This window comes from Thiocapsa sp. UBA6158, from assembly GCF_002423035.1.
Lineage (GTDB): Bacteria > Pseudomonadota > Gammaproteobacteria > Chromatiales > Chromatiaceae > Thiocapsa.
This window is the reverse complement of sequence record NZ_DIUM01000052.1, coordinates 34871-59364: the sequence shown is the minus strand read 5'-3', so window position 1 is coordinate 59364 and position 24494 is coordinate 34871. Positions and strand designations below refer to the sequence as shown.

Annotated in this window: 23 protein-coding genes; 8 read left to right on the top strand and 15 right to left on the bottom strand. The window is 63.3% G+C overall.

The genetic code is table 11. The features are described from left to right. The coding region (locus B4N44_RS08070; protein ID WP_414718125.1) for an arsenic resistance protein at window positions 1-411 on the bottom strand (411 nt) is incomplete at its 3' end. Between the two features lie 559 nt (window positions 412-970). Between B4N44_RS08070 and B4N44_RS08065 the strand changes: the two genes are divergently transcribed. Together B4N44_RS08065 and B4N44_RS08060 are read left to right on the top strand one after the other, a co-directional pair. Further along, window positions 971-1489: an arsenate reductase (azurin) small subunit gene (locus tag B4N44_RS08065; RefSeq protein ID WP_296699053.1), complete on the top strand. Its 519-nt coding sequence runs from the start codon at window positions 971-973 to the stop codon at window positions 1487-1489. Window positions 1490-1547: 58 nt separating this feature from the next. After that, complete coding sequence (locus B4N44_RS08060; RefSeq protein WP_296699047.1) at window positions 1548-4022, top strand: arsenate reductase (azurin) large subunit; 2475 nt, start codon at window positions 1548-1550, stop codon at window positions 4020-4022. A 174-nt stretch (window positions 4023-4196) separates the two neighbouring features. On the opposite strand, the gene B4N44_RS08055 is transcribed toward B4N44_RS08060, so the two are convergent. The 3 genes from B4N44_RS08055 to B4N44_RS08045 form a co-directional block, all read right to left on the bottom strand. After that, complete coding sequence (locus B4N44_RS08055; RefSeq protein ID WP_296699043.1) at window positions 4197-5144, bottom strand: MBL fold metallo-hydrolase; 948 nt, start codon at window positions 5142-5144, stop codon at window positions 4197-4199. Continuing rightward, complete coding sequence (locus B4N44_RS08050; protein ID WP_296699041.1) at window positions 5128-6075, bottom strand: sulfurtransferase; 948 nt, start codon at window positions 6073-6075, stop codon at window positions 5128-5130. The genes B4N44_RS08055 and B4N44_RS08050 overlap by 17 nt, the downstream gene beginning before the upstream one ends. Before the next feature lie 82 nt (window positions 6076-6157). Further along, entirely contained in the window at window positions 6158-7414 is a 1257-nt protein-coding gene (locus tag B4N44_RS08045) for a porin (RefSeq protein WP_296699038.1), read from the bottom strand. A 232-nt stretch (window positions 7415-7646) separates the two neighbouring features. Between B4N44_RS08045 and B4N44_RS08040 the strand changes: the two genes are divergently transcribed. Beyond that, a complete protein-coding gene (locus B4N44_RS08040; protein WP_296699035.1) occupies window positions 7647-7820 on the top strand; it encodes a hypothetical protein in 174 nt (57 codons plus the stop codon). A gap of 72 nt (window positions 7821-7892) precedes the next feature. Here the strand turns inward: B4N44_RS08040 and B4N44_RS08035 are convergent, their stop codons facing one another. The 3 genes from B4N44_RS08035 to B4N44_RS08025 all read right to left on the bottom strand — a co-directional run bounded on the left by B4N44_RS08035 (window position 7893) and on the right by B4N44_RS08025 (window position 10310). Next, window positions 7893-8513 (bottom strand): Crp/Fnr family transcriptional regulator, encoded by a 621-nt coding sequence (locus tag B4N44_RS08035; RefSeq protein ID WP_296699033.1) that lies wholly within the window; start codon window positions 8511-8513, stop codon window positions 7893-7895. 54 nt (window positions 8514-8567) lie between these two features. Continuing rightward, entirely contained in the window at window positions 8568-9638 is a 1071-nt protein-coding gene (gene pstS / locus B4N44_RS08030; RefSeq protein ID WP_296699031.1) for a phosphate ABC transporter substrate-binding protein PstS, read from the bottom strand. 177 nt (window positions 9639-9815) lie between these two features. Next, entirely contained in the window at window positions 9816-10310 is a 495-nt protein-coding gene (locus B4N44_RS08025) for an arsenate reductase ArsC (RefSeq protein ID WP_296699066.1), read from the bottom strand. Window positions 10311-10668: 358 nt separating this feature from the next. Here B4N44_RS08025 and B4N44_RS08020 point away from each other — a divergent pair, with 358 nt between their 5' ends. The 5 genes from B4N44_RS08020 to phoU all read left to right on the top strand — a co-directional run bounded on the left by B4N44_RS08020 (window position 10669) and on the right by phoU (window position 15263). Continuing rightward, on the top strand, window positions 10669-11661 hold the full coding sequence (locus B4N44_RS08020) for a PstS family phosphate ABC transporter substrate-binding protein (protein WP_296699029.1): 993 nt from the start codon (window positions 10669-10671) through the stop codon (window positions 11659-11661). 111 nt (window positions 11662-11772) lie between these two features. After that, window positions 11773-12711 carry a phosphate ABC transporter permease subunit PstC gene (gene pstC, locus B4N44_RS08015; protein WP_296699027.1) on the top strand — a complete coding sequence of 313 codons (939 nt, stop codon included), beginning with the start codon at window positions 11773-11775 and terminating at the stop codon, window positions 12709-12711. Next, window positions 12711-13655 (top strand): phosphate ABC transporter permease PstA, encoded by a 945-nt coding sequence (pstA, locus tag B4N44_RS08010; protein WP_296699024.1) that lies wholly within the window; start codon window positions 12711-12713, stop codon window positions 13653-13655. The genes pstC and pstA overlap by 1 nt, the downstream gene beginning before the upstream one ends. 22 nt (window positions 13656-13677) lie before the next feature. After that, window positions 13678-14541 (top strand): phosphate ABC transporter ATP-binding protein PstB, encoded by an 864-nt coding sequence (gene pstB, locus B4N44_RS08005; protein WP_296699023.1) that lies wholly within the window; start codon window positions 13678-13680, stop codon window positions 14539-14541. A 26-nt stretch (window positions 14542-14567) separates the two neighbouring features. Further along, a complete protein-coding gene (gene phoU, locus B4N44_RS08000) occupies window positions 14568-15263 on the top strand; it encodes a phosphate signaling complex protein PhoU (protein ID WP_296699021.1) in 696 nt (231 codons plus the stop codon). Between the two features lie 33 nt (window positions 15264-15296). Here phoU and moaA read toward each other — a convergent pair whose 3' ends face one another. The 8 genes from moaA to B4N44_RS07960 all read right to left on the bottom strand — a co-directional run bounded on the left by moaA (window position 15297) and on the right by B4N44_RS07960 (window position 24453). Beyond that, window positions 15297-16283, bottom strand: coding sequence for a GTP 3',8-cyclase MoaA (gene moaA, locus B4N44_RS07995; protein WP_296699019.1), 987 nt, complete (start codon window positions 16281-16283; stop codon window positions 15297-15299). Between the two features lie 342 nt (window positions 16284-16625). After that, window positions 16626-16895: a hypothetical protein gene (locus B4N44_RS07990; RefSeq protein WP_296699017.1), complete on the bottom strand. Its 270-nt coding sequence runs from the start codon at window positions 16893-16895 to the stop codon at window positions 16626-16628. Between the two features lie 40 nt (window positions 16896-16935). Next, the gene (locus B4N44_RS07985) at window positions 16936-17505 is read right to left on the bottom strand and encodes a hypothetical protein (protein ID WP_296699015.1); all 570 of its coding nucleotides are present in this window, start codon (window positions 17503-17505) and stop codon (window positions 16936-16938) included. A gap of 42 nt (window positions 17506-17547) precedes the next feature. Further along, window positions 17548-18414, bottom strand: a complete 867-nt coding sequence (locus B4N44_RS07980; protein ID WP_296699014.1) for a TorD/DmsD family molecular chaperone — start codon at window positions 18412-18414, stop codon at window positions 17548-17550. A 148-nt stretch (window positions 18415-18562) separates the two neighbouring features. Continuing rightward, window positions 18563-19717 carry an NrfD/PsrC family molybdoenzyme membrane anchor subunit gene (nrfD, locus tag B4N44_RS07975; RefSeq protein WP_296699012.1) on the bottom strand — a complete coding sequence of 385 codons (1155 nt, stop codon included), beginning with the start codon at window positions 19715-19717 and terminating at the stop codon, window positions 18563-18565. 12 nt (window positions 19718-19729) lie between these two features. Then, a complete protein-coding gene (locus tag B4N44_RS07970; RefSeq protein WP_349681076.1) occupies window positions 19730-20494 on the bottom strand; it encodes a 4Fe-4S dicluster domain-containing protein in 765 nt (254 codons plus the stop codon). A gap of 212 nt (window positions 20495-20706) precedes the next feature. Beyond that, entirely contained in the window at window positions 20707-23190 is a 2484-nt protein-coding gene (locus B4N44_RS07965) for a molybdopterin-dependent oxidoreductase (protein WP_296699010.1), read from the bottom strand. A gap of 93 nt (window positions 23191-23283) precedes the next feature. Beyond that, entirely contained in the window at window positions 23284-24453 is a 1170-nt protein-coding gene (locus B4N44_RS07960; RefSeq protein ID WP_296699007.1) for a 4Fe-4S binding protein, read from the bottom strand. Window positions 24454-24494 lie beyond the last annotated feature (41 nt).

The following is a 24494-nucleotide window of genomic DNA, read 5'->3' as shown; positions in this document are numbered from 1 at the left end:
CAGCAGGATCAGGCCGGCGATGTAGGAGTCGATCTGCTCGGCCGGCAGCCACGGCCGAAACAGCCAGCCGATGAAGAGCCAGGCCAGCAGGGCCATCGAGAAGGGTTTGACCCCCCAATTGATGAAGAGCGTGACGCCGACCCCGCGCCAGTGCTCGGTCACGCCCTTGAGGGCCTTCAGGTCGATCTTCAGCAGCATCGGGATGATCATCAGCCAGATGAGCACCGCGACCGGCATGTTGATCTGCGCGACCTCGACTGCCGCGACCGCATGGAAGGCGCCGGGCGCCAGATGGCCCAGCCCGATGCCGATCAGGATGCAGAGGAAGACCCAGAGGGTCAGATAACGTTCGAAGAATCCCATGGGTGCGCCGGCGGCGTGTTTGCCGGTGGTTTCGCATTGGCTGCTCATGTTGCCCTCGCAGTTGGACTCGAGACGGGCGCTCCGGGCCGGACTCCGGAACGGCGCGCGTGCTATTAAGGATCATATCCGGTTATTCGTATATATGGGAAACCGAATGTCCATGCAGGTGATCGGGGACAAGCGTGAGACCGTCGAGACGGATCGTCGGCCCCAGGCGCACAGGGTCTCCTGGAAGGTCTCGCGGGAGGGAAAGCGCATGATCGGGCTCGCGTCGTTGACGCCGAGATCCTTGGCTTGGATCGATCGGTGAAAAGCATACGAGGAATCATCCGGGTCGGCGCTTCGGTTATCCAGCGGCGTGGCCATGACGTCATTGGATCAAGGCTCCCGCACCGCGTTACCTTTCGGTAACGGTGTTTCGCGACTGCTGTTACCAAAGCGAGACATCGCTGACGCCAAGCAGTTGATTCCGTTTCCCGTGCGCCTGGGCATGGCCCTTGCCAACGCAGATGTCGGAGCCATGGCCCCTGACAATGGCCCCTGAGCGTGCGCCGAACAGGATCACCGGAACAGCAACTTCAACACACCAACGGAGGCATTGGACGCGATGACAGGCATCAGCAGACGACGATTTCTCAAGGCCGGCGGCACGGCAGCGGCGGCGGGTGCGACGCTCCTCGGCACCGGTATGGCGGCGGCCGAGGGCACGACCGCCAATCCGGGCGCGACCACGCTGCCCTATCCCCGCGAAGGCGTCGCCAAGGCCGCCGCACTCACGGTGAACGAGCCGATGGCGTTCAATTATCCGGACGATGACTCCTTCTGCCAGATCTTGAGGCTCGGCGCTCCGGTGCCGGGCGGCGTTGGTCCCGACGGCGACATCGTCGCCTTCAGCACCCAGTGCACGCACATGGGCTGCCCGCTCAGCTACGACAAACAGGCCCGCACCTTCAAGTGCGGCTGCCACTTCAGCATCTTCGACCCCGAGATGCACGGCCAGATGGTGGACGGTCAGGCCACCGAGAATCTCCCGCGGATTCTGCTCGAGCACGACCCGTCCGACGACACCCTGTATGCCGTCGCGGTCGAGGGCCTGATTTATGGCCGCCAATGCAACGTCCTGTGAATCGACCGACCTCTGAGCCGACCGAACAGCACCTATCGATCAACGGAGTCCGCCGACCATGAGCCAATATAAGGACCGCGTTCCGCTGCCGCCCACCGACGCGCAACGGACCAACATGACCTGCCACTTCTGCATCGTCGGCTGCGGCTACCACGTCTACAAGTGGCCCGAGAATCGCGAGGGCGGTCGCGCCCCGAGCGAGAATGCACTCGGGATGGATTTCCGCAGGCAGATCGGTCCCCAGCAGATCATCATGACGCCGCCGATGCACAACGTCATCGCCGATCGTGACGGCCGGCGCTGGAACATCATGATCCTGCCGGACAAAGAGTGTAGCGTGAACCAAGGCCTGTCCTCGACCCGCGGCGGCCAGATGGCGAGTGTCATGTATAACGGGCAGGGCGCCTCGCGTCAGCGTCTGTCCTATCCGATGCTGTTCACCGGCGACGACTGGGTCGAGACCGACTGGGCCACCGCGCTGGCCGTCTACGCCGGTGTCACCAAGCGCATCCTCGACGAGCACGGTCCGGAGTCGCTTGCCTTCAACGCCTTCGATCACGGCGGGGCCGGCGGCGGCTTCGAGAATACCTGGGGCAGCGGCAAGCTGATGTTCAGCGCGCTGCGCACGCCGCTGACACGTATCCACAACCGCCCGGCCTACAACTCCGAGTGCCATGCCACCCGCGACATGGGCATCGGCGAGCTGAACAACAGCTACGAGGATAGCGAGCTCGCCGACACGCTGCTCTTCATCGGCGCGAACGGTTACGAGACGCAGACCAACTATTTCCTCGCCCACGCGATGCCGAACATGCGCGGCGAGACGATCGCGAAGAAGAAGAAATGGTTCCCCGACGAGACCGCAGAGAAGGCCCGGGTCATCTTTGTCGACCCGCGCCGTTCACTGACCGTCTCGGTGGCCGAGCACATCGCCGGCAAGGAGAGCGTCCTGCATCTGGCCATCGCACCCGGCACCGACACCGCCCTGTTCAACGGCCTCATGACCTATGTCGTGGATCAGGACTGGCACCACGAGAAGTTCATCAACGAGCACACCAGCGGCTTCGAGGAGGCGCTCGCGGCCAACCGGATGAGCCTGGCCGAATGCAGCCGCATTACGGGTGTGCCCGAGGCCGACATCGTCAAGGCGGCCGAGTGGGCCTACAAACCCAAGGCGTCCGGTCATTATCCGCGCACCATGCACGGCTACGAGAAGGGCATCATCTGGGGCAACGACAACTACCGTATCCAGGCGGCGTTGGTCGATCTCGTTCTGACCACCGAGAACCTCGGACGCCGCGGCACCGGTGTCGTGCGCATGGGCGGACATCAGGAAGGTTATGCGCGTCCGCCCTATCCCGGCGCTCGCCCGGCGATCTATGTCGACGACGAGATCATCAAGGGCAACGGCCGCATGCTCACGGTCTGGGCCTGCAACGCCTTTCAGAGTACGCTCAACGCCGAGCAGTACCGCGAAGCGGTCTATCGCCGATCCAACATCGTCCGCGAGACCATTGCACGCGCGCGCGGTGCGACCGCCGAGGACCTCGTCGACCTGATCTACGACGCGGTCGAGAACCGCGGGGGGCTGTTCGTCACCAATATCGACCTGTATCGCACCAAGTTCTCCGATGCCGCGCACCTGTTGCTGCCGGCCGCGCATCCGGGCGAGATGAACCTGACGTCGATGAACGGCGAGCGGCGCATGCGTCTCACCGAGCGTTTCATGGACCCGCCCGGCGCGGCCAAGCCCGACTGCCTGATCGCCGCGGACATCGCCAACACGCTGAAAGCCTTGTACGAGGCCGATGGCAACTCCGAGATGGCGGCACGCTTCGACGGCTTTGAGTGGAAGACCGAGGAGGACGCCTTCAACGACGGCTTCCGTCAGCCGGAAGGCATCGACAGTCAAGGCGGCGCGACCGGCGATTTGGTCACCTACGAGCGGCTCCGGGCCATGGGCAACAACGGCGTGCAACTTCCGGTCAAGGAATATAAGGACGGCCGCTTGATCGGCACCGAGATGATTTATGCCGATTACCGGTTCGACACCGACGACGGCAAGGCCCGCTTCATGCCGGCCCCTTGGAACGGAATGCCGCAAACAGTCGAATCCCAGCGTGAGAAATACCGCTTCTGGGTCAACAACGGCCGCACCAACCACATCTGGCAGAGCGCCTATCATGACCGCCTGCTGTCGTTCCGGCGCGACCGCTTCCCGATGTCCCCTATGGAGATGAACCCCGAGGATGCGGCCGAGTTAGGTATCGAGGCCGGCGACATCGTCGAGCTGCACAATGACTACGGCGCTGCATTCGCGATGGCGTATCCGGAGCCGGATATCGGGCGCGGGCAGTTGTTCATGATGTTCGGCTACGACAACGGCGTGGTCGGCGATGTCGTTACACCCTGGACCGACCGCAACCTGATCCCCTACTACAAGGGCACCTGGGCGGATATGCGCAAGGTCGGCAGTATGCGCGACTACAAGCGCACGGTGTCGTTCAAGCGGCGGCGCTTCGACCTCGCCTGAACACGGCGTTGCGGCTGTCCGACGCGCGGCTTTCCAAAAGCGGGGATCGACGTCCCGCTGATTGTGAGGCCGCGCATCGGAAGCCCTACCGCCGGCGTCCAGTCTTCAAGACACGAGCCGCTTAAGGTTCCGGTGGCCGGCCTAATAAACGAAGCCCATCGAGCATGCCGCCGGCTACTCGGCCTCCAACTGAAGGTAGGTCTGGTTGAGGTTTCGCCGATTCCAGCCGTCGAAATGCTCCAGATGCTCGAAATCCGGTGCGTCGGCCAGCCGCTCGACAGTCTCGTCGATCGGCTCCCAGTTGCCGAGTGCGGCCTCGACCTCCCGCACAAGCCAATCCAGATACTCACCCGTATCGCGCTTGGCTTTGGCGAGATCGGCCGGGTTGCCGTGTCCGGGGACGACGACCGTCGGCTCCAACGCCTCCATCGCGTGAAAGGTGTCGCGCCAGGCACGAATCCGGCTGTGTGGCCAGACGCCGAGGATGCGATCCAGGTACACCAGGTCGCCGGCAAAGAGCACGCCGGACTCGGGCAGCCAGAGGAGGGCGTCGCCGACGTAATGTGCATCGCCGAGCCAGAGCAGGTCCATCCGCACGCCGCCGAGATCCAGGGAAGCACGATCCGCTTCGATCGGCTCCGGTGCAGTCAGAGGCACGGTCCCTTCGAGCCGATCGCCCAACGTCTCGCGCAGCCTCACCAGATGCGAGTCGGCATAGGCGCGCTGAGTCTCCACAGTACGCGCGAGCGCGATGATCCGGGCGCCGCGCTCGGCGAAATAGGCGTTGCCGAGCCAGCGGTGATCCTGACTGCCGAGGTTCACGACCCAACGGATCGACTGCTCGGTGACCGCTGCGGTCGCTTGCTCGATCAGCGGTCCGGATTGGACCGTCGCGCCACTGTCGACCAGGACCACGCCCTCGGGGGTGACGATGAAGCCGAGGTTGGCATTGATGGCATCGTTGTCGTAGGTGCGATTCTCGGTGGGTCCGACCAGAGCGTAGATCCCGCTTGCGACCTCCGTGACCTGCAGGTCTAGGGCTGCCGCAGGTGCGCAAACCAGCGTGAGCAAGCCGATCCAGAGGCCGCCGACGCTGCGCCGAGCATTAGAGCGCAAAGTCACCACCGTAAGGCTCGGATCCTTCCACGACCGGCAGGGTCAGCTCGTTGCCCCAGTGCGACCAGCCGCCGTTGTAAAGCCGCACGTCCTCGTAGCCGAGATGCTTGAGCTGCAGATAGGCCAGGCCCATCCGGAAGCCATCGTGGCAGTAAACATAGATCCGCTTGTCCTTGGGGATCGCGGCATAGAGTGCAGCAAGACTCTCGTCGCTGCGCCATTTGCCGGTTTGTCCGTCGACACCGTCGAGACTCACGACGTTGACGGCGCCCGGGATGTGACCGCCCATGATCGAGTGTCGGATCACCTCGCCGGTGTACATGTCGTTCGGCCGTGCATCGAGCAGGATCACTTCCGGATCGCGGCGCGAGACGACATCGTCATAAACGGCGGGCCATTCGATGAAGAGCCTCGGGTCGGCGTCTTTCAGGGTCACCGTGCCCGCTGCTTTCGGCGGCGTGGGCTCCTTATCAAGCTCGTTGAAGCCGGTCCACTCGATGGTCCCGCCATTGAGGATCTTCACCCGGTCCATGTCGAAGCCGTAAAGGTCGAGCAGGAAATAGACTCGTGCAGCCAGCGCCGTGCTGGAATCGTCGTAGATCACGAGTGTCGAGTCGTCGTTCACGCCCCAACCGCGCAGGGTCTCCTGGAAGGTCTCGCGGGAGGGAAAGCGCATGATCGGGCTGGCGTCGTTGTCGCCGAGATCCTTGAAGCGTTGAACCTGGACCGCGCCCGGGATATGTCCGACCGTGAAGAAACGATGGGGGTGATAGCGTACCTCCAGAACGACCGTGTTCTCGTCGTCCATCGCGTCCGTCAGCCAGTCGGCATCGACCAGGAAATCAGGATTGGCGAGCGCTTGGATGGGTGCGAGCACCAACGCGAGCAGCGCGGCGAACCCGAGTGGCAGGAGTGCTCGATACAGCCTGTGCGACATGAAGGTCTCCTCTGATGGCTTTTTGAGTCGTTGGGTGGTGTTGCAGGCCGGGCACATCCCGTGCGCCGACCCGGAAGCTCGGTCAATAGCCGAACTTTGCATTCACACCGACCGTGAAGGTATTGAAGTCTTGGTTGTCGGTGTCGTCGATCCGTTGGTTCCAGGCGGCAAGCAGCTCGGATCGATCGGTCAAAGCATACTTTACGCCGAGACTCCAGTTGTCCCAATCACGATCGTAGAGGACGCCGTCGACGACGCGGCCGTAGACGGCACTGTCGCGGTTTTGTCCGTAAGCGGCGATGATCCGAAAGCGGTCGATCCCGTAGATGCCATTGAAATACATGTTGCGTCCGAGACCAAGAGAGTCGGCATCCTCATAGAAGGCGGATAGCGAGAAGGTCTGGTCGCCGAAGAAGGGGCCGAACTCGTAGCGCCCCGCGACCTGCCAGGCGTTGCCGTTCTCGAGTGCCGCACGAGAGATTCGATCGGCCTCGATCTCGAGCCAATCGGCACCCAGGAAGACCGTGCCGTTATCGTATTTGACCCCTAAGCCTCCCGCTTGACCAGCTCGATAATTGCGCAATACCCCCGTGTTGTGGATCGGCTTCTCGGAGTCGTCGAACTGGGTTGCATACCAGACGTTGCCGCTCAGGCCGCCGAAGAACTTGGGGGACACATAGTCGGCTGAATTGTTGAAGTAGCTCGAATGGAGCTCCGACATACCTTGGCGTCCACCGGCGCGGGCTTCAGGTGCGTTGTCGTTCCAGGGATCGATCGTTGTTCCAGTCGTCTTGTAGCCGACACCAAGCCGACCGAGCCTCAGCTGTCCCCAAGGTGCTCCCTTGATTCCCGCGTAGGCTTCCCGAAACTCCACCTGACGTGCGCCGCCTGATTCCGCATTGGATCCAGGGCCGCCGTTGACATAGTCAGTCGTCTCATAGCGCAACTCGGCTTTGTAGATCAGGGCGATGTCGGAAAGAACTGTCGGGATCTCTCCTTTGACGCCGATCCGCGAGGCATTGCTGTTGATTGCTGTCCCATCCTCGCCGTCGCCCCAGTCGCCTGCACGGTGGTCGACACTGACGCGGGCCTCCCCGTAGACCTGGACCGCTTTGGCGAGCGCCTCATCCTTCTTCTGAGCCTTTTCGACTTGCGTCACGACCTCCTTCTGCTGTACCTCCTGTTCCTGAAGGCGCTGCTCCATCGCCTCGATTTGGGCCTGCATTTGCGCCATCTGGGACTTCAGTTGACGCAGTGTCGCGGCGTCGTTTGCCGCCGCGGGCATCGCTGTCGTGGCCGCGAGAACGGCGGGCAGGGCGAAGCTGGAAAGGTGTTTCATCGATTCTATCCCCCTTATGTCTGTCGTGCTTGACGCTCGCAGCATGCCGAGCGCTGCGAACCTAGCAGGGGAGGTGGATCGATAACATGATTACGATTAGGTCTCATCCGCGGCTTTGGAGGCCGCGCGGCCCATCAGCGTGATCCGCGGCTTCGCCTATACTCGGACTATGAGGGCTTTTGAATGCAACCTGTTGGGCCTTCTGGAGACGATGAAACTGGAGGAGAACCCAATGAAGAAGAGTTTCAGAGAGGTGCTACAGACCCTGGTGGACGACCGGATCGAGGCGGGCGAGGATCCCCGAGATCTGTTCGACGAGCTGCTTCGCGAGGCGAATCTGGTCTTCGGGCACTACAACTTGGAATACGAGCTTGGTTTGTTCACCAAGACCAAAGACACGGAGTAGCCGCGACGCCGCGACATCAGCGTTATTCCGGACATGCGGTCGGGGCGGTGGCGGGAGGGGGCCGACCGGGATTCAGTCGCCGGCATTGGCCCCGACGAGGCGCAGATGGGTGCGAGAGCGCTCCAGCAATCCTTCATCGGTGAGCTCGCGAAGGACGCGATAGAGGGTTTCCGGTTCCAGCGCGAGCTCTTCGGCGAGCTCGACCAAGGGCATCGTCAGCGTGAAACTTGCCTCCGGACCGCCTTCGCAGATCAGGAGATGGAGGACGCGATCGCGCGCCCGTTTCAGCCGGACCCGCTCGTACCGGGAACACTGGCGGCGCGCGTTGGCTGCCATCGCCAGGGCAAAGGTCTTCGCAAAATCACCCCCCGCGTTCAGCGCGGCCAGAACGTCCTTCGCGGGAAGCGACCACAGGATACTGTCTTCGGTGGCAACCGCATCGCAGACATAGGCGTCGACTGCAAGCGCCGACTCTGCAAAAAACTCACCTGCGGTGGCCTGCAGCATGACGGACTGCATCCCGTTATGCAGCGCACGCACGGCTTTGACGCGACCCCGACAGACGAAGAAGATCGCATCGACAGCATCGCCTTGGGCGAAAAGGCGCTCAGCCTTGCGGAGCACGCGTTGACGTACCGGGTTCGGCAGCGCCGCGGTCAGGAATTCGGGCAACGGCTGGATGGCGTCTTTCATCGCGCGCCATCATACCCGAGCGCAGGTGCGGACGTCGCGCCGTGCCTCGAAAACTCAGTCGCCGAGCGCGTCGAGCTCCTTCAAGGCGGCCTGTCTGACATTGTCGGGCAAAGGCACGTACCACAGCCCCTCCGCGAACCCTTGGCCTTCCGTCAGGATCCACCGCGCGACTGCCTCGACCGCTTCGGTTTTGGCCGGATCCTCGTACCGCTTGCGAATGAGCAGCCAGGTATAGGTGACGATCGGATAGGAGCGCGCGCCTTCGGGATCGGTGATCATGACGTCGAGCGCCTCCGGCAGCGCGTCCGAGCCGCCTGCGAGTGCGCGTTGTCCTGTTTCGACGGAGGGTGCAACGAACCCTCCCGCTTTGTTCTCGAGATAGGCCAGGGGCATACGCAGGCGCTGCGCAAAGCCCGCCTCGACGTAGCCGATGGAGCCTTCGGTCAGCTTGATGCGCTGAGCGACACCCTCGTTGCCGCGTGCTTCCATGGCGCCGCCCGGCCAGTCGATCTTCTTTCCGACGCCGAGGGTTCCGGCCCAGTCGGGATCGATCGCGGAGAGATGATTGGTGAACGCGAATGTCGTGCCGCTGCTGTCGAGACGGGCCACGACTTGAATGACCTTCGAGGGGAGAGCTATCCCCGGATTGGCCGCAGCGATCCGCGGATCGTCCCAGCGAAAGATCCGGTTCCCGAAGATATCCGGGTAGACGTCCCGCGGCAGGTTCAGCGGGCCCGGCACCCCGGGGAGATTGTGGCTTATGGCGATCATCCCGGCCGTGACCGGGATCTGGACGACGTTGCCGTCGAGCTTCGCCACGTCATCGGGCGTCAGCGGAGCATCGGTTGCGCCGAGATCGACGGTACCCGCGAGGAATCGGTCGATGCCTTCACCGCTGCCGACGACAGCGTAGCTCACGCTGATATCGGCATTCTCGCTGCCGTACGCTGAGATCCACTTCTGGATGATGGGCGCAGCGAAGGTCGAGCCGGCGCCGGTGAGGGTCTGCTCGGCGCCGGGAGCGTCGATCGCCGTGTCGGATTCGGGGCTGCGCCCGCAGCCCGCAAGCTGCCATAGAGCAGCGGTCATGAACAAGGTCGTGACACAACGAACAAATAGGCGCATGGCAATCTCCGGACGGTGTTTCGGGCTTCGAAGCACGGTGACGATATGATCGCCGGTCGCCGAGATCGTTTGATGAAGCTTTGTTGACGGTATCGAGAACATCGATCGACTGCCTCTCCGAACCTGTCGATCGCCCGATGACCACGCGATCGACAGTGAAGTTGCTCCTCGCGGAGCTCATGCCTCGCCGATGCGATCGAGCTCACGTTGCAACTTCAGTCGATCGAGCGACGCGAACGGCAGAGCGACGAATATCTTGATTCGATTTTCCATTTCGCGAAATGCGGCGCGGAATGCCGTGAGACGGGTCAGCTCATCCCCTTCCACGGCTGCGGGGTCTTCCGTGCCCCAATGGGCTGTCATGGGCTGCCCCGGCCAGATCGGACACACCTCGCCCTTGGCCTTGTCGCAAACCGTGAACACGAAATCCATGACCGGCGCGTCGGGTTGCGCGAACTCAGCCCAGTCTTTGCTGCGTAAACCATCCGTCACATAGTTGTTGCGGCGCAGCAGATCCAGGGCCAAGGGATGGACCTCGCCCTTCGGATAGCTTCCGGCGCTGAAGCCGCGAAACCGGCCCGAGCCCCACCGTTCGATGATGCGCTCGGCAAGGATGCTGCGTGCGGAGTTGCCGGTACAGAGAAACAAGACGTTAAAGGGCTTCGTGGTCACGACGGAACTTTCCCTCCTGATTTGGTGATGCGCAGTCCGGGACCTCGCTTGGGCATTGGCCCGGACGTTCATTCGCCGCGGCGACGGAAAAGTGCCGCCGTCGGCTGTCGGCGAAGAATGGTTGACGGATTCCATTCGCGGGACACGTGAATCTTTTGTGAAGGTTTAACGACTGTTCTGTGAATTCGACAAAGCAACTTGGTTTTCATGGTACAAAAGGTCTTTAACAATGCGTTATCGAATTCTTGAGCCGTCCTAACGGCCAAGAGCAGAAGAGTTCGACATAATTCCGTCATATTCGGTCGGTAGTATATAAGTCTCACTCGACTATCAAGCCAATGATTTGAGGAGATTCCGCATGAAATCCCCGATCCATTTCGCGACTGCGGCGTTCGCGGCAGCCATCGCCGCGACGCCCCTCATGGCTGCCGAGCTCGTCAAGGTCGACGGCTCGAGCACCGTGTTTCCGGTGACCGAGGCCGTTGCCGAGGAGTTTCAGAAGGCCGAGAAGGGACAGACGATGGTGACTGTCGGCATCTCCGGAACGGGCGGCGGCTTCAAAAAGTTCTGCCGCGGCGAGACTGATGCCACCGGCGCTTCACGCCCGATCAAGGCCGAGGAAGTGGCGCTGTGCAAGGAGAACGGAATCGAGTACATCGAACTGCCGGCCGCGCTTGACGCGCTGACTGTCGTCATCAACCCGAAGAATGATTGGGTCGATTTCCTGACGGTCGACGAGCTGAAGACGATGTGGGAGCCGGCAGCTCAAGACACCATCAAGAACTGGAACCAAATCCGCGACGGATTCCCGGATCGTCCGCTGAAACTGTTCGGTGCGGGCACCGACTCGGGGACCTACGACTATTTCGTCGAGGCGATCATCGGCGAAAAATCCTCGCGTGGTGATTTCACCGCGAGCGAGGACGACAACGTCCTGGTGCAGGGTGTGGCGTCCGATGTCGACGCGATCGGCTTTTTCGGGCTCGCCTATTATGAAGAGAACCAAGGGAAGCTGAAGGCCGTGCCGATCTCTTGGAAGGGTGCCGATCCGGTTTCTCCCTCGGTCGAAACCGCGAAGAACGCGACCTATCAGCCCCTGTCGCGCCCGATCTTCATGTATGTCAACAAGAAATCGGCCGACGAGAAACCGCACGTGGTGCGCTTCATGGAGTTCTATCTGAGCACGGAGCACGCCCCGGAGCTGGTCAAGGAGGTCGGGTATGTGCCGTTGCCCGACAAGGCGTACGAAATGGCTCAGGCTAAACTGGCCGCTCGCACGACCGGCACGGTCTTCGAGGGTGCCGAGGTCGGCGTCGGGGTCGAAGAACTGCTCGCGCGTACACCGAAGTAAGGCGCTGTTGTTGGTGAGTTGACCATCGGGGCCGGTGACATTCTGTCGCTGCGCCCCGAATTCCCATCGGCACCTCAGCCGATGACCGCACACTGCGTTGGGAACTCCGCTATGTCAGAGATTTCGTCCGCCGAGAGCGAGTTGATCGGGGGTGCCACCAGGCAATTTCTCCGCCGCCGCGCGTTTTGGAACCGCTTCGCCGCTTACTGGCTGTTGGCTGCTGCTTTGGTGTCGGTGCTGGTCACGGTCGGTATCGTCTACGTTCTGGTCACGGAATCACTCCCGTTTTTCAATCAGGTGTCTCTCGTCGACTTTTTGACCGACACCCAATGGACACCGATGTTCGAGAATGCACGCTACGGGGTCATGACGCTGGTCTCGGCGACGCTGACGGTTGCCGGCATTGCATTGGCGGTCGCCATCCCGGCCGGTTTGGCGCTCGCCATCTATCTCAGCGAGTATGCTCGTCCGGCCGTGCGGGAGTCCGTCAAGCCGTTGCTCGAGCTGCTTGAAGGCGTGCCGACGGTGGTTTACGGGTTTTTTGCGCTGCTCTTCGTCACGCCTCTCCTCCAAACCTTTATACCTGGATTGGCGGGATTCAACATGCTGGCCCCCGGGCTGGTCATGGGCATCATGATTCTGCCCTACACCGCATCGGTGAGCGAGGATGCGATGCGCGCCGTGCCCATGGGACTGCGCGAAGCGGGCTATGCACTCGGCTACTCGCGTTTCCGCGTGGCGACGCGGGTGGTAATACCCGCGGCCTTGTCCGGCATTACGGCAGCATTCATCCTCGGCATGTCGCGGGCTGTCGGGGAGACAATGGTCGTGGCCATTGCGGCAGGTCAGAATCCGAATTTCACCTTTAATCCGACCGAGGGGGCCGCCACCATCACCGCCTACATTGTTCAGATGGCCATGGGCGACCTCCCGCATGGCTCGCTGGCATACCAATCCGTGTTCGCTGCAGGTTTCGTGCTCTTCCTGATCACGTTGACGTTCAATCTGATCGGCTTCTTTCTTCGCCGACGTTTCCGGGAGGCTTACTGATGGAAGCGGATGCAACACGGGTCGTGGCTTCAGGGGTCCGCTTTCAACGTCTCGTCGCCGCCAATCGTCGCACGGACATCATGATGGCGAGCATCGGTATCCTTGTGTTGATGGTGGCCTCCGCGCTGCTCGCCAGCGTCCTCGTCGACCTCATCCTGACGGGGTGGCCGCGTCTGATCAATCCCGATTTCTATACCAATTTTCCCTCGCGCAAGCCCGAGCAGGCGGGGATCATCTCGGCGATGGTCGGGACCGCGTTGGTTATGCTCGTGACCGCCGTGGTTTCAGTGCCGCTTGCTGTCGCTGCCGGCATCTACCTCGAAGAGTACGCGCCGAAAAACTGGCTCAGCGACATCATCGACATCAATGTCAGCAATCTCGCCGGGGTGCCCTCGATCATCTACGGATTACTCGCACTTGGTCTTTTTGTTTACGGCTTCGGGCTCGGGGAGACGATTCTGACAGCGGGTCTGGTTTTGGCCCTCTTGATCCTACCCGTGATCATCGTTGCGACCCGCGAGGCGATCCGCAGTATCCCGCGGGATCTTCGAGAAGCAGCCTATGGTCTCGGTGCCGATAAGTGGCAGACGGTCAGCCACTATGTGCTTCCGGCAGCGCGCCCGGGCATCTTGACCGGCACGATTGTCGGGCTGGCTCGCGCGATCGGCGAGGCCGCTCCCGTCATTACCATCGGAGCGCTTACCTTCATCGCTTTCCTGCCGCCACCACCCGTGCAGTCTACTCCACCCTTCGTCAACTTCGACTGGTTGACGAGCCCCTTCACGGTGATGCCGATTCAGTTGTTCAACTGGGTTTCGCGCCCGCAGGCCGAGTTTCACATCAACGCCGCCGCAACCGGCGTCGTGCTGATGGTCATGACCTTGGCAATGAACGGGCTCGCCATTTATATCCGCTATCAGCTACGCAAGCATCAACGCTCATAGCCGTCACTCGGAGCCCATTACGATGCAGCCGAATTTACGACCGATCACGCGTGAGACGACCGATGTGTCGTCCGCTCCCGGCGATTCGAATGCCGATCTCCATCGACACCAAGAGAGCGTACCACTCCCGCACGGAAACCGCGCCGATGTGCGCAAGCTGAGCTTCTGGTACGGGAAGACGCAGGCGCTGAAAGAGGTGAATCTTCCCGTGGTCGACCGCAAGGTCACCGCGTTGATCGGCCCGTCCGGCTGCGGGAAAAGCACGTTGCTGCGATGCTTCAACCGCATGCACGATCTTTATCCCGGCAATCGTTACGACGGGGAGATTCGGCTCTATCCCGAAGACGAAAACCTTGTCGCCATCGATCCCGGGTTGGTGCGGCTTCGGATCGGCATGGTGTTTCAAAAGCCGAACCCCTTCCCGAAGTCGATCTACGCGAACGTCGCCGCCGGGTTGGAGGTCCGCGGCATCAAGAAACGCTCGGTCCTCGACGAGCGCGTGGAACGTGCCTTGCGGCACGCCGCGCTGTGGGACGAGGTGAAGGATCGTTTGAATGGCTCCGCCTACGGGCTGTCCGGCGGTCAGCAACAGCGCCTCTGTATCGCGCGTGCCTTGGCGCCCGAGCCGGAGATGATCCTTTTCGACGAGCCGACATCGGCACTGGACCCGCTGGCGACGGCCAAGATCGAAGATCTGGTTCAGCAACTCGCGGGCGAAGTAACGATTCTTATCGTCACGCACAATATGCAGCAGGCAAGCCGGATTTCGGATTTCACCGCCTTTATGTTGATGGGCGAGATGGTCGAGTACGGCAACACCGATCAGGTCTTCACGGCGCCCGAGGATCCGCGTACCGATCAATACATCACCGGGCGTTTCGGCTGAGCCAAGCGCCGGAGGGAGCATTTTCGATGACGAAGCCCCATACCCTGACGTCCTTCGACGAGCGCCTTGACGGTTTGAGCGAGCAACTGCGCTCCCTGGCGACAACCGCCGGAACGATGGTCGACGGCTGCCTCGACGCCTTCCTGGATAAGGATTGCGCCGCGGCACAAGCGATCATTCACCGGGATTTGGAGGTGGATCGACTGGAGGAGGCGATTCATGCCGACGTGATGGACATCCTCGCGCGTCTGCAGCCGGTCTCTTCGGATCTGCGTCTGGTTTTGGCCGTCGAGCGGGCAGCCAGTAATCTGGAACGCGTCGGCGATAAGGCGAAAAGCATTGCCAAGCGCTGTCTTGCACTCGACGGCGCCGCGCCGGCGTTGACGCAGGACACCTTGGATCTGCTGCGGGGCCTCGAGCGTGCGGTCTCGAAGATGCTCGAGGACGCGATCGCTTCACTCACGCGGCGCAGCTACATCCTTGCGGCCGATGTCGAGGCTCGAGACTCGAGTGCCGACGATCTCTACGATGATCTGTTCCATCATGTAGTGGCCCAGCTTCAGCAAGATCCAGCCAATGCCGCGGTTAACGTTCACGCCCTGTTTGTAGGCAAGGCATTGGAGCGCATCGGCGATCACGCCGCGAATATCGCCGAGGAGGTTCGGTTTCTTTTACGCGGACGTCTTGCGGGAGCGGCCGGGGAGAGCCCTGCGGAGTCGTGACCGGTAAAACGCGTCGGGTGTCGCGTCCGCGGTTCATCCGCCCGTCATCGACATGAATCGGATGACCTTCTCCGGGCGCTCGTTGAACTCGTGGCGCTCGGGTTTCAAGGCAATGGCGCGTCGCAGATGGTCGAGCAAGGCGTCATCCCCGATCCCGTCGCGCAGGAGCGGCCGCAGCGCGTAGCTGCTCTCTTGACCGAGACACAGATAGAGGGTGCCGTCGACCGTGAGACGCACCCGGTTGCAGGTTTCGCAGAAGTGCTGCGAGATCGGGGTGATGAAGCCGATTCGGGTCTCGGTCGCGTCGAGGCGGAAGTAGCGCGCGGGACCGCCGCCGGGAAGGATGTCCGGGATCAGCGTGAAACGCGCCTCCAGGCGACGACGCACCGTCTGGAGATCGAGATACTGATCCCGCGCCGCTTGACCGGTCGCGCCCATCGGCATGGTCTCGATCAGACGCAGCGTGAAGCCGTTGTCCGCGCAGTAGCCGAGGATGTCCTCGATCTCATCGTCGTTCACCCCGCGCATGACGACGGTATTGACGCGAATCGGGGCGAAGCCGACCGCGCGTGCCGCCGCGATGCCGCGCAGCACCTTGTCGAGATCGCCTCCGGTCACCTGCTTGAAGACCTCGGGGCGCAGGCTGTCGAGGCTGACATTGAGCCGCCGCACGCCGGCACGATGGAGCGGCTCGGCGAGCGACTCCATGCGGGTGCAGTTGCTCGAGATGGAGAGATCCTCGAGGCCGGGCAGGGCGGACAAGCCGGCGGCTAGCTCGGGCAGGTTGCGCCGCACCAGCGGCTCGCCGCCGGTGATGCGCACACGGCTCACCCCCAGCGCGGTGAAGGCGCCGACGACGCGGGTGATTTCCTCGAACGTGAGCCAGTGCTCGGGCTCCTCGAACCCCTTGAAGCCTTTGGGCAGACAGTAGCCGCAGCGCAGGTCGCAGCGGTCGGTGACGGACAGGCGCAGGTACGCGATCTGTCGGCCAAAGGGGTCGGTGAGGGTTTGAGCGTTCATGCGGAGATCCGTTGACAAGTTGAGGGTCGTGTCGGGTGCGTGGATCAAGAGCGGAGATCTTCCGAGCTGACTCTGCGCAAGCAAGAACCGCGTCATGTCGGGAGCGGCTGCGCCTCGCGTGTCCGCATCAGTCTGGGAAACGTCGACCCCCCAATCATGTTCCCTCGGGGTAACATCCTTGCCGAGGCATGTTTCCGGACAGTAACCATCCGGAGTCGTGCGAAGGGCGGTGTCCAGCACACGGCGTCGACGTCGATTCAGCGCCGAAGGACCGCCGGTGCCCATGAGCAGCTCGTGCGTTGCGATCCCGCTCCGGGCGTCTCCGCAATCCATGAAGGCGGCTCAGCTGCCGTCGCACAGTCCGAGCGAAGGGGCGTCGTCTCGGTCTTGGTCCGATCCGGGCGGATTCGCCGATTCCGGCGACTGCCCATCGCCGTTTGCGGGTTCCGCCTCTCGGAGACCGAAACCGACATCGTCACCCCGACGCGGTGGATCGCGGGTCTCGGTCTCGGCGTCGAGCGCTACGGGGCCTGTCGATTCACTGACCGCAAGTATCGGGATCAGACTCCAGATCAGGATGAACGTCACCGCGGCGCGCTTGATCGGGACCATGGCGGCTGTCGCTCCGGTTGTTGATATCGAGAACATGGCTTCATGTGTCCGGCTCGCGCGGGCTGCGATCCGTCGCCGAGGATCGCCGCGACCACCGACGCAGGGCCCAGGCCACGGGCAGCAGCGCCGACAATCCCGCCAGGCCGTATTCCACGATGGCCCGAGCCGGATCCGCCGGTTGGGTGCGGGCGAGATGCGCGCGGATCCGTCCTGCGTCCTCCGGCGGAATCCGCGCGCCGTTGAGCCAACGCATGCGCGCGATCGTCAGCGTCCACCCGAGCCCAGTGTGTCGAGCGCTCTGCAGCATCTCGGGCGCGTGACAGGCCCCGCAGTAGGTCTCGGTCAGCACTTCGCCTTGCGGGCGTCTCGCGGCCTCCGCGGCGCGTTCTGCTTCGCGGCGTGCCTCCTCCTGCGCACGCTCGCGTGCCAGCGTCTCGGCGCGTTCGGCCTCGCGTTGTCGCTCCGCGTCGATCACCGCCTGGACCCGTGCTCGCTCCGTTGCGTCCTGAATTGTGCCACCGCCGAGATAGTCGTCGCCGGACAGCTCTGCGTGCAGCACAGTGCTGGTCAGACACGCGGCGAGGCCGATCGGCAGTGTCCGCGACCGCATGGTCCCGAGGCGCGCTCGACGGGGATCCGCGCCCGCCGATGCTCAACCGGGCGACGCCATCCGATGCGACGGGGCCGCCGGCGGGACCATGGTCGAGAGCCCCATCATGCGGTCGCGGTCGTCGACCGGGATGGCGACATGATCGCTGGGCAGACCGTCGGCTGCCAGCCGCGCTCGGATGATCGCCAAGTCCTCTTCGGTGATGGGTTTGCCGGCGAGCTGGCTGCGCAGGCGAGCGATCTCGGGATCGATGGTCGAGGCGGGCGCCGCCTCGGCCGGCTGCAGCGCCACTTCGGCCCGAACGGCGCTCTCGAGGATCCGCGCGAGATGCCGATAGGGGTTGTCGGCCAGCTTGAAGCGACGCCCCGCCTCTTCCAGATCGGCCCGGAAGGGTCCGATCCAGCGGGCGACGAAGGTCGCGAGAAATTCCCCGGCCGCGATCGGCGGCGGTGCCGCATCCGTGATGCGCGCCTGCGACTCGTCGGCGAATAGGCGTGCGACGAATTCCAATTGGATCGAGAGGTGGTCCGGCAGGTCCTGGACGCCGTCGTCCTTCTCCAGACCGCAACGCCGATAGCAGGTCTCCATCGCGGTGACGCTGCCGCCGGCGACCGTGCCGTCCAGATAGGCACCCGTGTTCAGGCTCGGGTGCCGGTCGCCCGGGACCAGAAAGAGCCGCGAATAGACGACCAGCAGACGGTCTCCGTCGGGGATTCCGGCCATGGCCGCCCGGTAGTCCGACAGCGGTTCGTCGATGTCGTACCCGCAGTCCGAGGCCAGCTCGGCGAGATCCTCCGGCAAGGCATCGCGGAGCAGCTCCAGGCTGTCCGCAGCCTGCGGGATCGCGAAGGCGCGCGCCAGACAGAGAAAAAACTCGGATGTGCTCATGCGTGTCGCGTCGGTCGTCATCGGTCAACCTCGAACATCTTGTCATTGCCCGTGGCGCGGAGCGCCGGGAGATGCGCGACACCGCCGCAGCGGTGTCGCGAGCTTTGGAGTGCTGCCGCGTCGTAGCCTGGTCGGTCGGACGAGCAAAGCGTCACCCGACCGATCCGGATCACCCCTCGCGCCCGAGACGCAAGGTCACCTCCCCGAAGGCGTTGACCGCATTCGACAGGAAGATGGCCACCAGCAGGAGCAGCCATTCGGTCGGCGAGGGGACGTAGCTCAGCAGCTCCGGCGCCCAGGAGCCCTTGAACAGCGGAACCAGCTGACCGCCGATGATGTACTCGTAGCGCGAGATCAGGAGAGCGTTCATGACCAGCAGGGATGCCATGATCTGCGCCCACGGGCGGGTGCGCGTACCGGGATACATCAGCAGCACGAGTGGCAGCAGCAGACCGATCAGGATCTCGGCGAAAAAGAGCGGCGAGGTCGCGAGCGTCTGCCAGACCTGCAGCCCCTCGGCGTTGCCGTAGAGCCCGCTGCTCATGCGCGCGAGGACGAACAGGAGATGAATGAAGATCGCCAGCGCGAGCAGATTGGCCAAGCGGTCGTTGAACAGGCGCTTGACGCTCTCGGGCACCGCCGCCGGGTTGAAGGCGTAGGCCAGATAGGTAAAGAAGAAGACGAACGCGAGCCCGCCCAGCAGCGACTCGAAGATGAAGGCGACCGGGATGTCGCCCGAGGCCCAGAAGGGCCGGAAGCTTTGGGAGCCGTAAACGACACCGGCGATGGCCGTCACGCCGAGCGCCAGGACCAGGGTCACCATGGCGTTGATCCGCAGATCCTGCATGCGCCAATCCGCTTTGAGCATCCGCAGCTGCAGGATCAGGAGTGATAGGACATAAAAGCTCACCGCCATCACCTTCCAGTAGAGCGGCGAGCTGAAGGCGAAGCTGAAGGGGATCGCCCAGAGTGCGCGCAGCGGATGGCCGAGCTCCATCATCAGGACCGCGACCCCGCCGATCAGGCCGGCCAAGGCGAGCCAGAGCGCGCGCCGGATGATGGGGCGATAGTCCTCCCCGCCGAAGATCAGGGCCATGGAGGCGACCATCGCCAACCCCGTGGAGGTCAGCAGGAAATAGTCGTAGACGACGATCGGAAAGCCCCAGAAGAGGCCGAGGTTGTTGGTGTTGTAGACGGCGTGGCCCTCGGCCATCAGATTGTTGACGGCAATCCCGCCGGCAATGCCGAGCCCGATCAGGGCGAGCAGCATGATCCCGAGCTGTTTGCCCGCAATCTCTTTGTTGGAGATGGTGATGCTGGTCATGGTGATTTCCCCTTAGCCCTTGTCCGAATCGCTCATGCTGCGCAACGACGGCACCGAGGCCGTCGCGCCGCCCGAGAGGTAGTAGACCTGCGGCTTGTTGCCGGTCTCGTCCTTCAGGCGCACGCCGCGCTTGTCCGCGATCATCTTGTTGACGTTGCTGTTGGGCTGATCCAGGTCGCCGAAGAAGCGGGCCTTCGGGGCGCACACCCGCACGCAGGCCGGCACGTATTCCTTGAGCTCCGGGATGTCCTCGTCGAGATCGGCCACACCCTTCGGCGCCTTGCTGACCTTGTGGTAGCAGAAGGTGCACTTGGACACGACACCGTGCGGCTGGATGCCGATCCCGCGCGAGGGATCGTCCTGCGGACCTTTGTAGGGCGGATCCCACTGGCGGTCCGTCTCGCTCGGGAAGACCCCGCGTATATCCGGCTGCACCACCGCCTTCTCGTCGACATAGAAGCGCACGCCGTATGGGCACGCGACCTGACAGTACTTGCAGCCGATGCACTTGTTGTAGTCCATCAGCACGAAGCCGCCGTCCGGGTCCTTGTAGGTCGCCTTGGTCGGGCAGACCGACACGCACGAGGGGTTCTCGCAATGCATGCAGGGCCGCGGGAACCACATCAGCTTCACGTTCGGATAGGTGCCCTCGTGATAGAAGAGCACGTCCTGCCAGTTCTCGCCGGGCAGGCGGTTGTTCTCCATCGCACAGGCCGTCGTGCAGGCTTGGCAGCCGGTGCACTTGTCCAGATCGATGACCATTCCCCATTTCGCCATGACTGAATCCTCAGGTGTTGAATCGCGTTCGGTGTGACGAACAGGTGCCGAGCTTTTGGTCGGTCTCGCGTGCACCCCGAAACGTCGGCGCGACGCGATTCAAGTGTTTTCTTTATAAAACTCTTGAGCCGCGCTCGGCAGAGGTCTTTGATACCCGCCGTACGCTGCTCGACCCTCAAGCGTTGCGATTGCGCTCAGGCGCGGCTCAATACTCAAGCCGGGGCGATGCTCACCTTGGTGGTGTAATAGCTGCACTGCCCCGTAATCCGATCCGACTGATTGACCGTGATCTCGCCGCAATGCCCGGGCAGGCGGTCCTTGGCCCAGCGGCCCATCGCCCAGTGCCCGTGCTCCATCGGGAAGACGAGGGTGTCGGGTCGGCAGCCCTCGTAATACTTGCAGTAGCCCTCGATGCTGCCGAGGTCGGAGCTAAGACGAACCTTCGCGCCGTCGGCGATGCCGCGCTCGCGCGCGGTCTGCGGATTGATCTCGATGTAGGCGGTTTTGCGTCCGCCCAGCACGGGCTGCAGGGTGGCGATGGCGACCGGGAGATTCGCGCCGCGACCCTCGGCATGCATGGCGACCTTGGGGGTGACCATGTAGAGATCGCCGCCGCCCGGATGGACCGGCTCTTCCCAATGCGGGAACATCAACTTTCTCGGGTCGCGCCCGGTCTTCTGCGCAATCCAGTCGGCATTGGACTCGAGCCAACCGGAGCGCAGCTCGAACTTGCCCGAGTCGGTCTTGAACAGGTTCTCCTTCACCTCGTCCTCGGTCATGACGATCGTGTAATCCGCGCCGTCCCACTTACGGAACTCGCCGTCGACGAACCGGTAGATGTAAGGCTTCTTGTACCAGACGCCTTTTTCCTTCCAGCTCTCGAAGTCGTTGACCCCGTTGTCGCCCGGATCCGTCGCGAAGCCTTTGGCCAGATGGCGGATGACGTTCTCGGTGTTGTCGAGCGCCTTGTAGTAATCGCCCATCGGTCCCTTGATGCGCTTGCCGATCTCGATCAGGGTGTCGCCGTAATACTGGGTGTCGTAGAGCGGCTTGACGGCCGGCACCCGAAGCTGTGCCATCGGCCAGCCCTGGAAGGGATAGGTCGGTGCGTCCTGCAGGCGCTCCAGATAGGTGTGATCGGGCAGGATCAGATCGGCGAACATGGCCGTCTCGCCCGGGAAGGGCGAGGTGTCGATGACGAACAGCTCCTTGAGCGCCTCCTCCCAGACTTGACCGTTCGGCGCCGTCCAGATCGGGTTGGTCAGATAGAACATGACGGTGTCGAGCTTGTAGGGCTTACCCGCGAGCGAGTTTGGCCCGAGCTCCTGGAGCATGTTGTTGGCGAGCAGATAGCCGTCCTTGTCGCCCTTCAGATCGATGCGCGGCTGCGTCTTCCAGGGGCCGTTGGCGGCGTAGTCGTCCGTGAAGTCCTTGGCATCGACCGGCATGGGTCCGTACGAAGGGCCCATCTGGTACATGAGTCCGCCCTTCGCATAGAAGGAGCCGACCAAGGCATTGAGCGCATGGATCGCCATACCGTTCAGCACGCCATTGGAATGGGCGTGGGCGCCGCGCTCGAACAGCGCGATGCTCGGCCTCGTGGTTCCGAACTCATGTGCGGTGGCCAGGATGTCGCGTTCGTAGAGGTTGGTGACCTCGGCCGCCCAAGCCGGGGTGCGGTCCTTCAGCTCGGTGTTCCACCAGTCGACCAGGCCCTTGACCCATTTCTCCTCGAAGAGTGACGGGTCGACCTGCTCGCCGGTCTTGAAGCGATTCACCCCGTCGCTGAAGTCGCCGACGAAGGAGCGCTCCCAAAGTCCCTCGGTGAGAATCACATGGGCGATCGCCAGCGCCAGTGCCCCGTCGGTGCCGGGCTTGATCATGAGCGCCCGATCCGAGCCGGCGAGTGTGGTGTTGATGTGGATGTCGACCGCGGTGATTCGGGTCTTGGGAACCTTCACGCCGCGGATATAGCCCCAGACCTGCATGTTGTTGTTGTAGGGACGGAAGGCTTCCAGGAAACCGACGCCGAACATGAGCAGCATGTTGGCGTTGTTGTAGTCGTAGGCGTTGTAGCTGCCGATCCCGTCCAGGGCCTTCTTGGAGATGATGCTGCCGTCAGAGCACATGGACGAGTGCCCGATGGCGACGTTCGGAGAGCCGTAGAGCGACCCGAAGGTGCCCTGCAGACCGGCGCAGGAGGCGCCCCAGCCGCGGCCGTAGCAGAGTGCGAAGCGATGCGACTCGCCCTTGTCGCGCAGCCCGTTCAAGCGCTCGGCAACGGTATCCAGGGCTTCTTCCCAGGAGATCGGCACGAAGCCGGGATCCTCGTTGCGACCCTTGTTGGGATTGGTGCGCTTCATCGGCCCCTTGAAACGATCGGGATCGTAGAGGATGTAGGTGCCGAGCGGTCCCTTCGGACAGAGCTTGCCGTTGGAGATGGGGTGATCGGCGGTGCCGTAGATGGCATGGACGCGCCCGTCGGTGGTGTAGACATCGATGCCGCAGCGCGCCGGACACTGATGACAGATGTTCTTGGTGATCTTGGTCTCGGACGGCGCCGTGGCCGATTGTGCCTCGGCCTCGCGCAGCGTCGTCAGGGCGCCCCCGCCCACTCCGACCGCCCCCAAGGCGCCGGCCGTGCCGCTGGCCTGAAGGAAGCGGCGGCGCGAGAGTCCCGTGCTCAGGATGTCCATCGGTGATCTCCTCTGGTGTTGTTGTTGGATGGGTTTGTCGGCTTCCAGCCGCATGCCTCCTGCCTCCAGCCTCCAGCGGTAAGCTCTCGGCTTTCAGCTTCCGGCTTCCCCCGCGTCGGGCTGGGGGCTGGAGGCCGGGGGCTGGCGGCCGAAAGCTAAAAAGGCACTGCGGGCGAAATCTCGATCGCGTCGGCATGCCGGGCAGACGGGTTCGGGGTTGCTGTGCTCGGCACCGCACTCCGGGCAAGTCCGGATCGCATGTCGGGTCAGGCGTTGTGGTGTCCGCTCGGTCGCCGTCTCGCCTGAACCATCGAGCGTCAGTGCCTGCTCGGGACAGAGTCGGGTGCAGAGATCGCAGGCGATGCAGGCGGCGGCATCGAAGTGCAGACCGCGCGCCGTGTCATCGGCGTAGCCTGTCAGTGCGCCGGTGGGGCAGGCGCTGGCGCAGATCCCATGGTCGGCGCAGTCGCTGCCTGCCGTCAGGCTCGGGAAGAGCCGTGCGGGCAAGGGTTGCTCGGCTGCCGAGAGGCGTTGCAGGGCGGCGAGCAGGCGTTGACGGCCGAGTCCCGTTGTTTGGGCCGGTGGGGCGGCGCGGGGCCCCGACGCCGGTTGGCTGGTCCGAAGCGCTTGTCCGGTGAAGAGCGCGCGTCGGCTGACCCGAGATTCCAGCAGCGGCTCGCCCATGCCCTTGACCATGCGGGTGGCGGGCAGCGGCAGCGCGACCAGGCGTGGCCAAGTGGTCGGGGCGACACCGCAGTCCTCGAGCAGCCGTTGGATCGCGTCGATGACGGTCTCGGCGGGGTGGGCGTCCGGATGCTTGCTTCCCCCGGCCTGACACCGGGCACAGAAGCCGCGATCGAGCAGCGCGACCGGGCGTCCCTCGGCCTCGGCCGTCAGCTCGGCGAGCACGGCGGTGGAGAGTCCGCCGAGACAGGGGACACGCATTGCACCGCTCGGCGAGTGCCTCGGCGGCACGCGCCAGCAATCGATCGAGATCATGCCGCTCGTCGTTGGCGTGATGTCGAATCCGGGTACGGACAGCGCCTCGGTCGGACAAGCCAACGCACAACGCCCGCAGTCCACGCAGCCGGAGACCAACTCGGGTCCCTCCGATGTCGCGACCAGTGCGCCGGTTGGACAGGCATCCGCGCAGCGTCGGCAAGACATCTCCGGGAACCGCGCGGGGATGCAAGCGTCTGCGTGGATGGCGAGACGGTTGGTCGGACCGAGCGCTCGCGCAGGCTGGGGGGCGGGACGATGCACGTTGATTCTTGTCGTACCTTTCAATGGTGCTCAATGGGGTC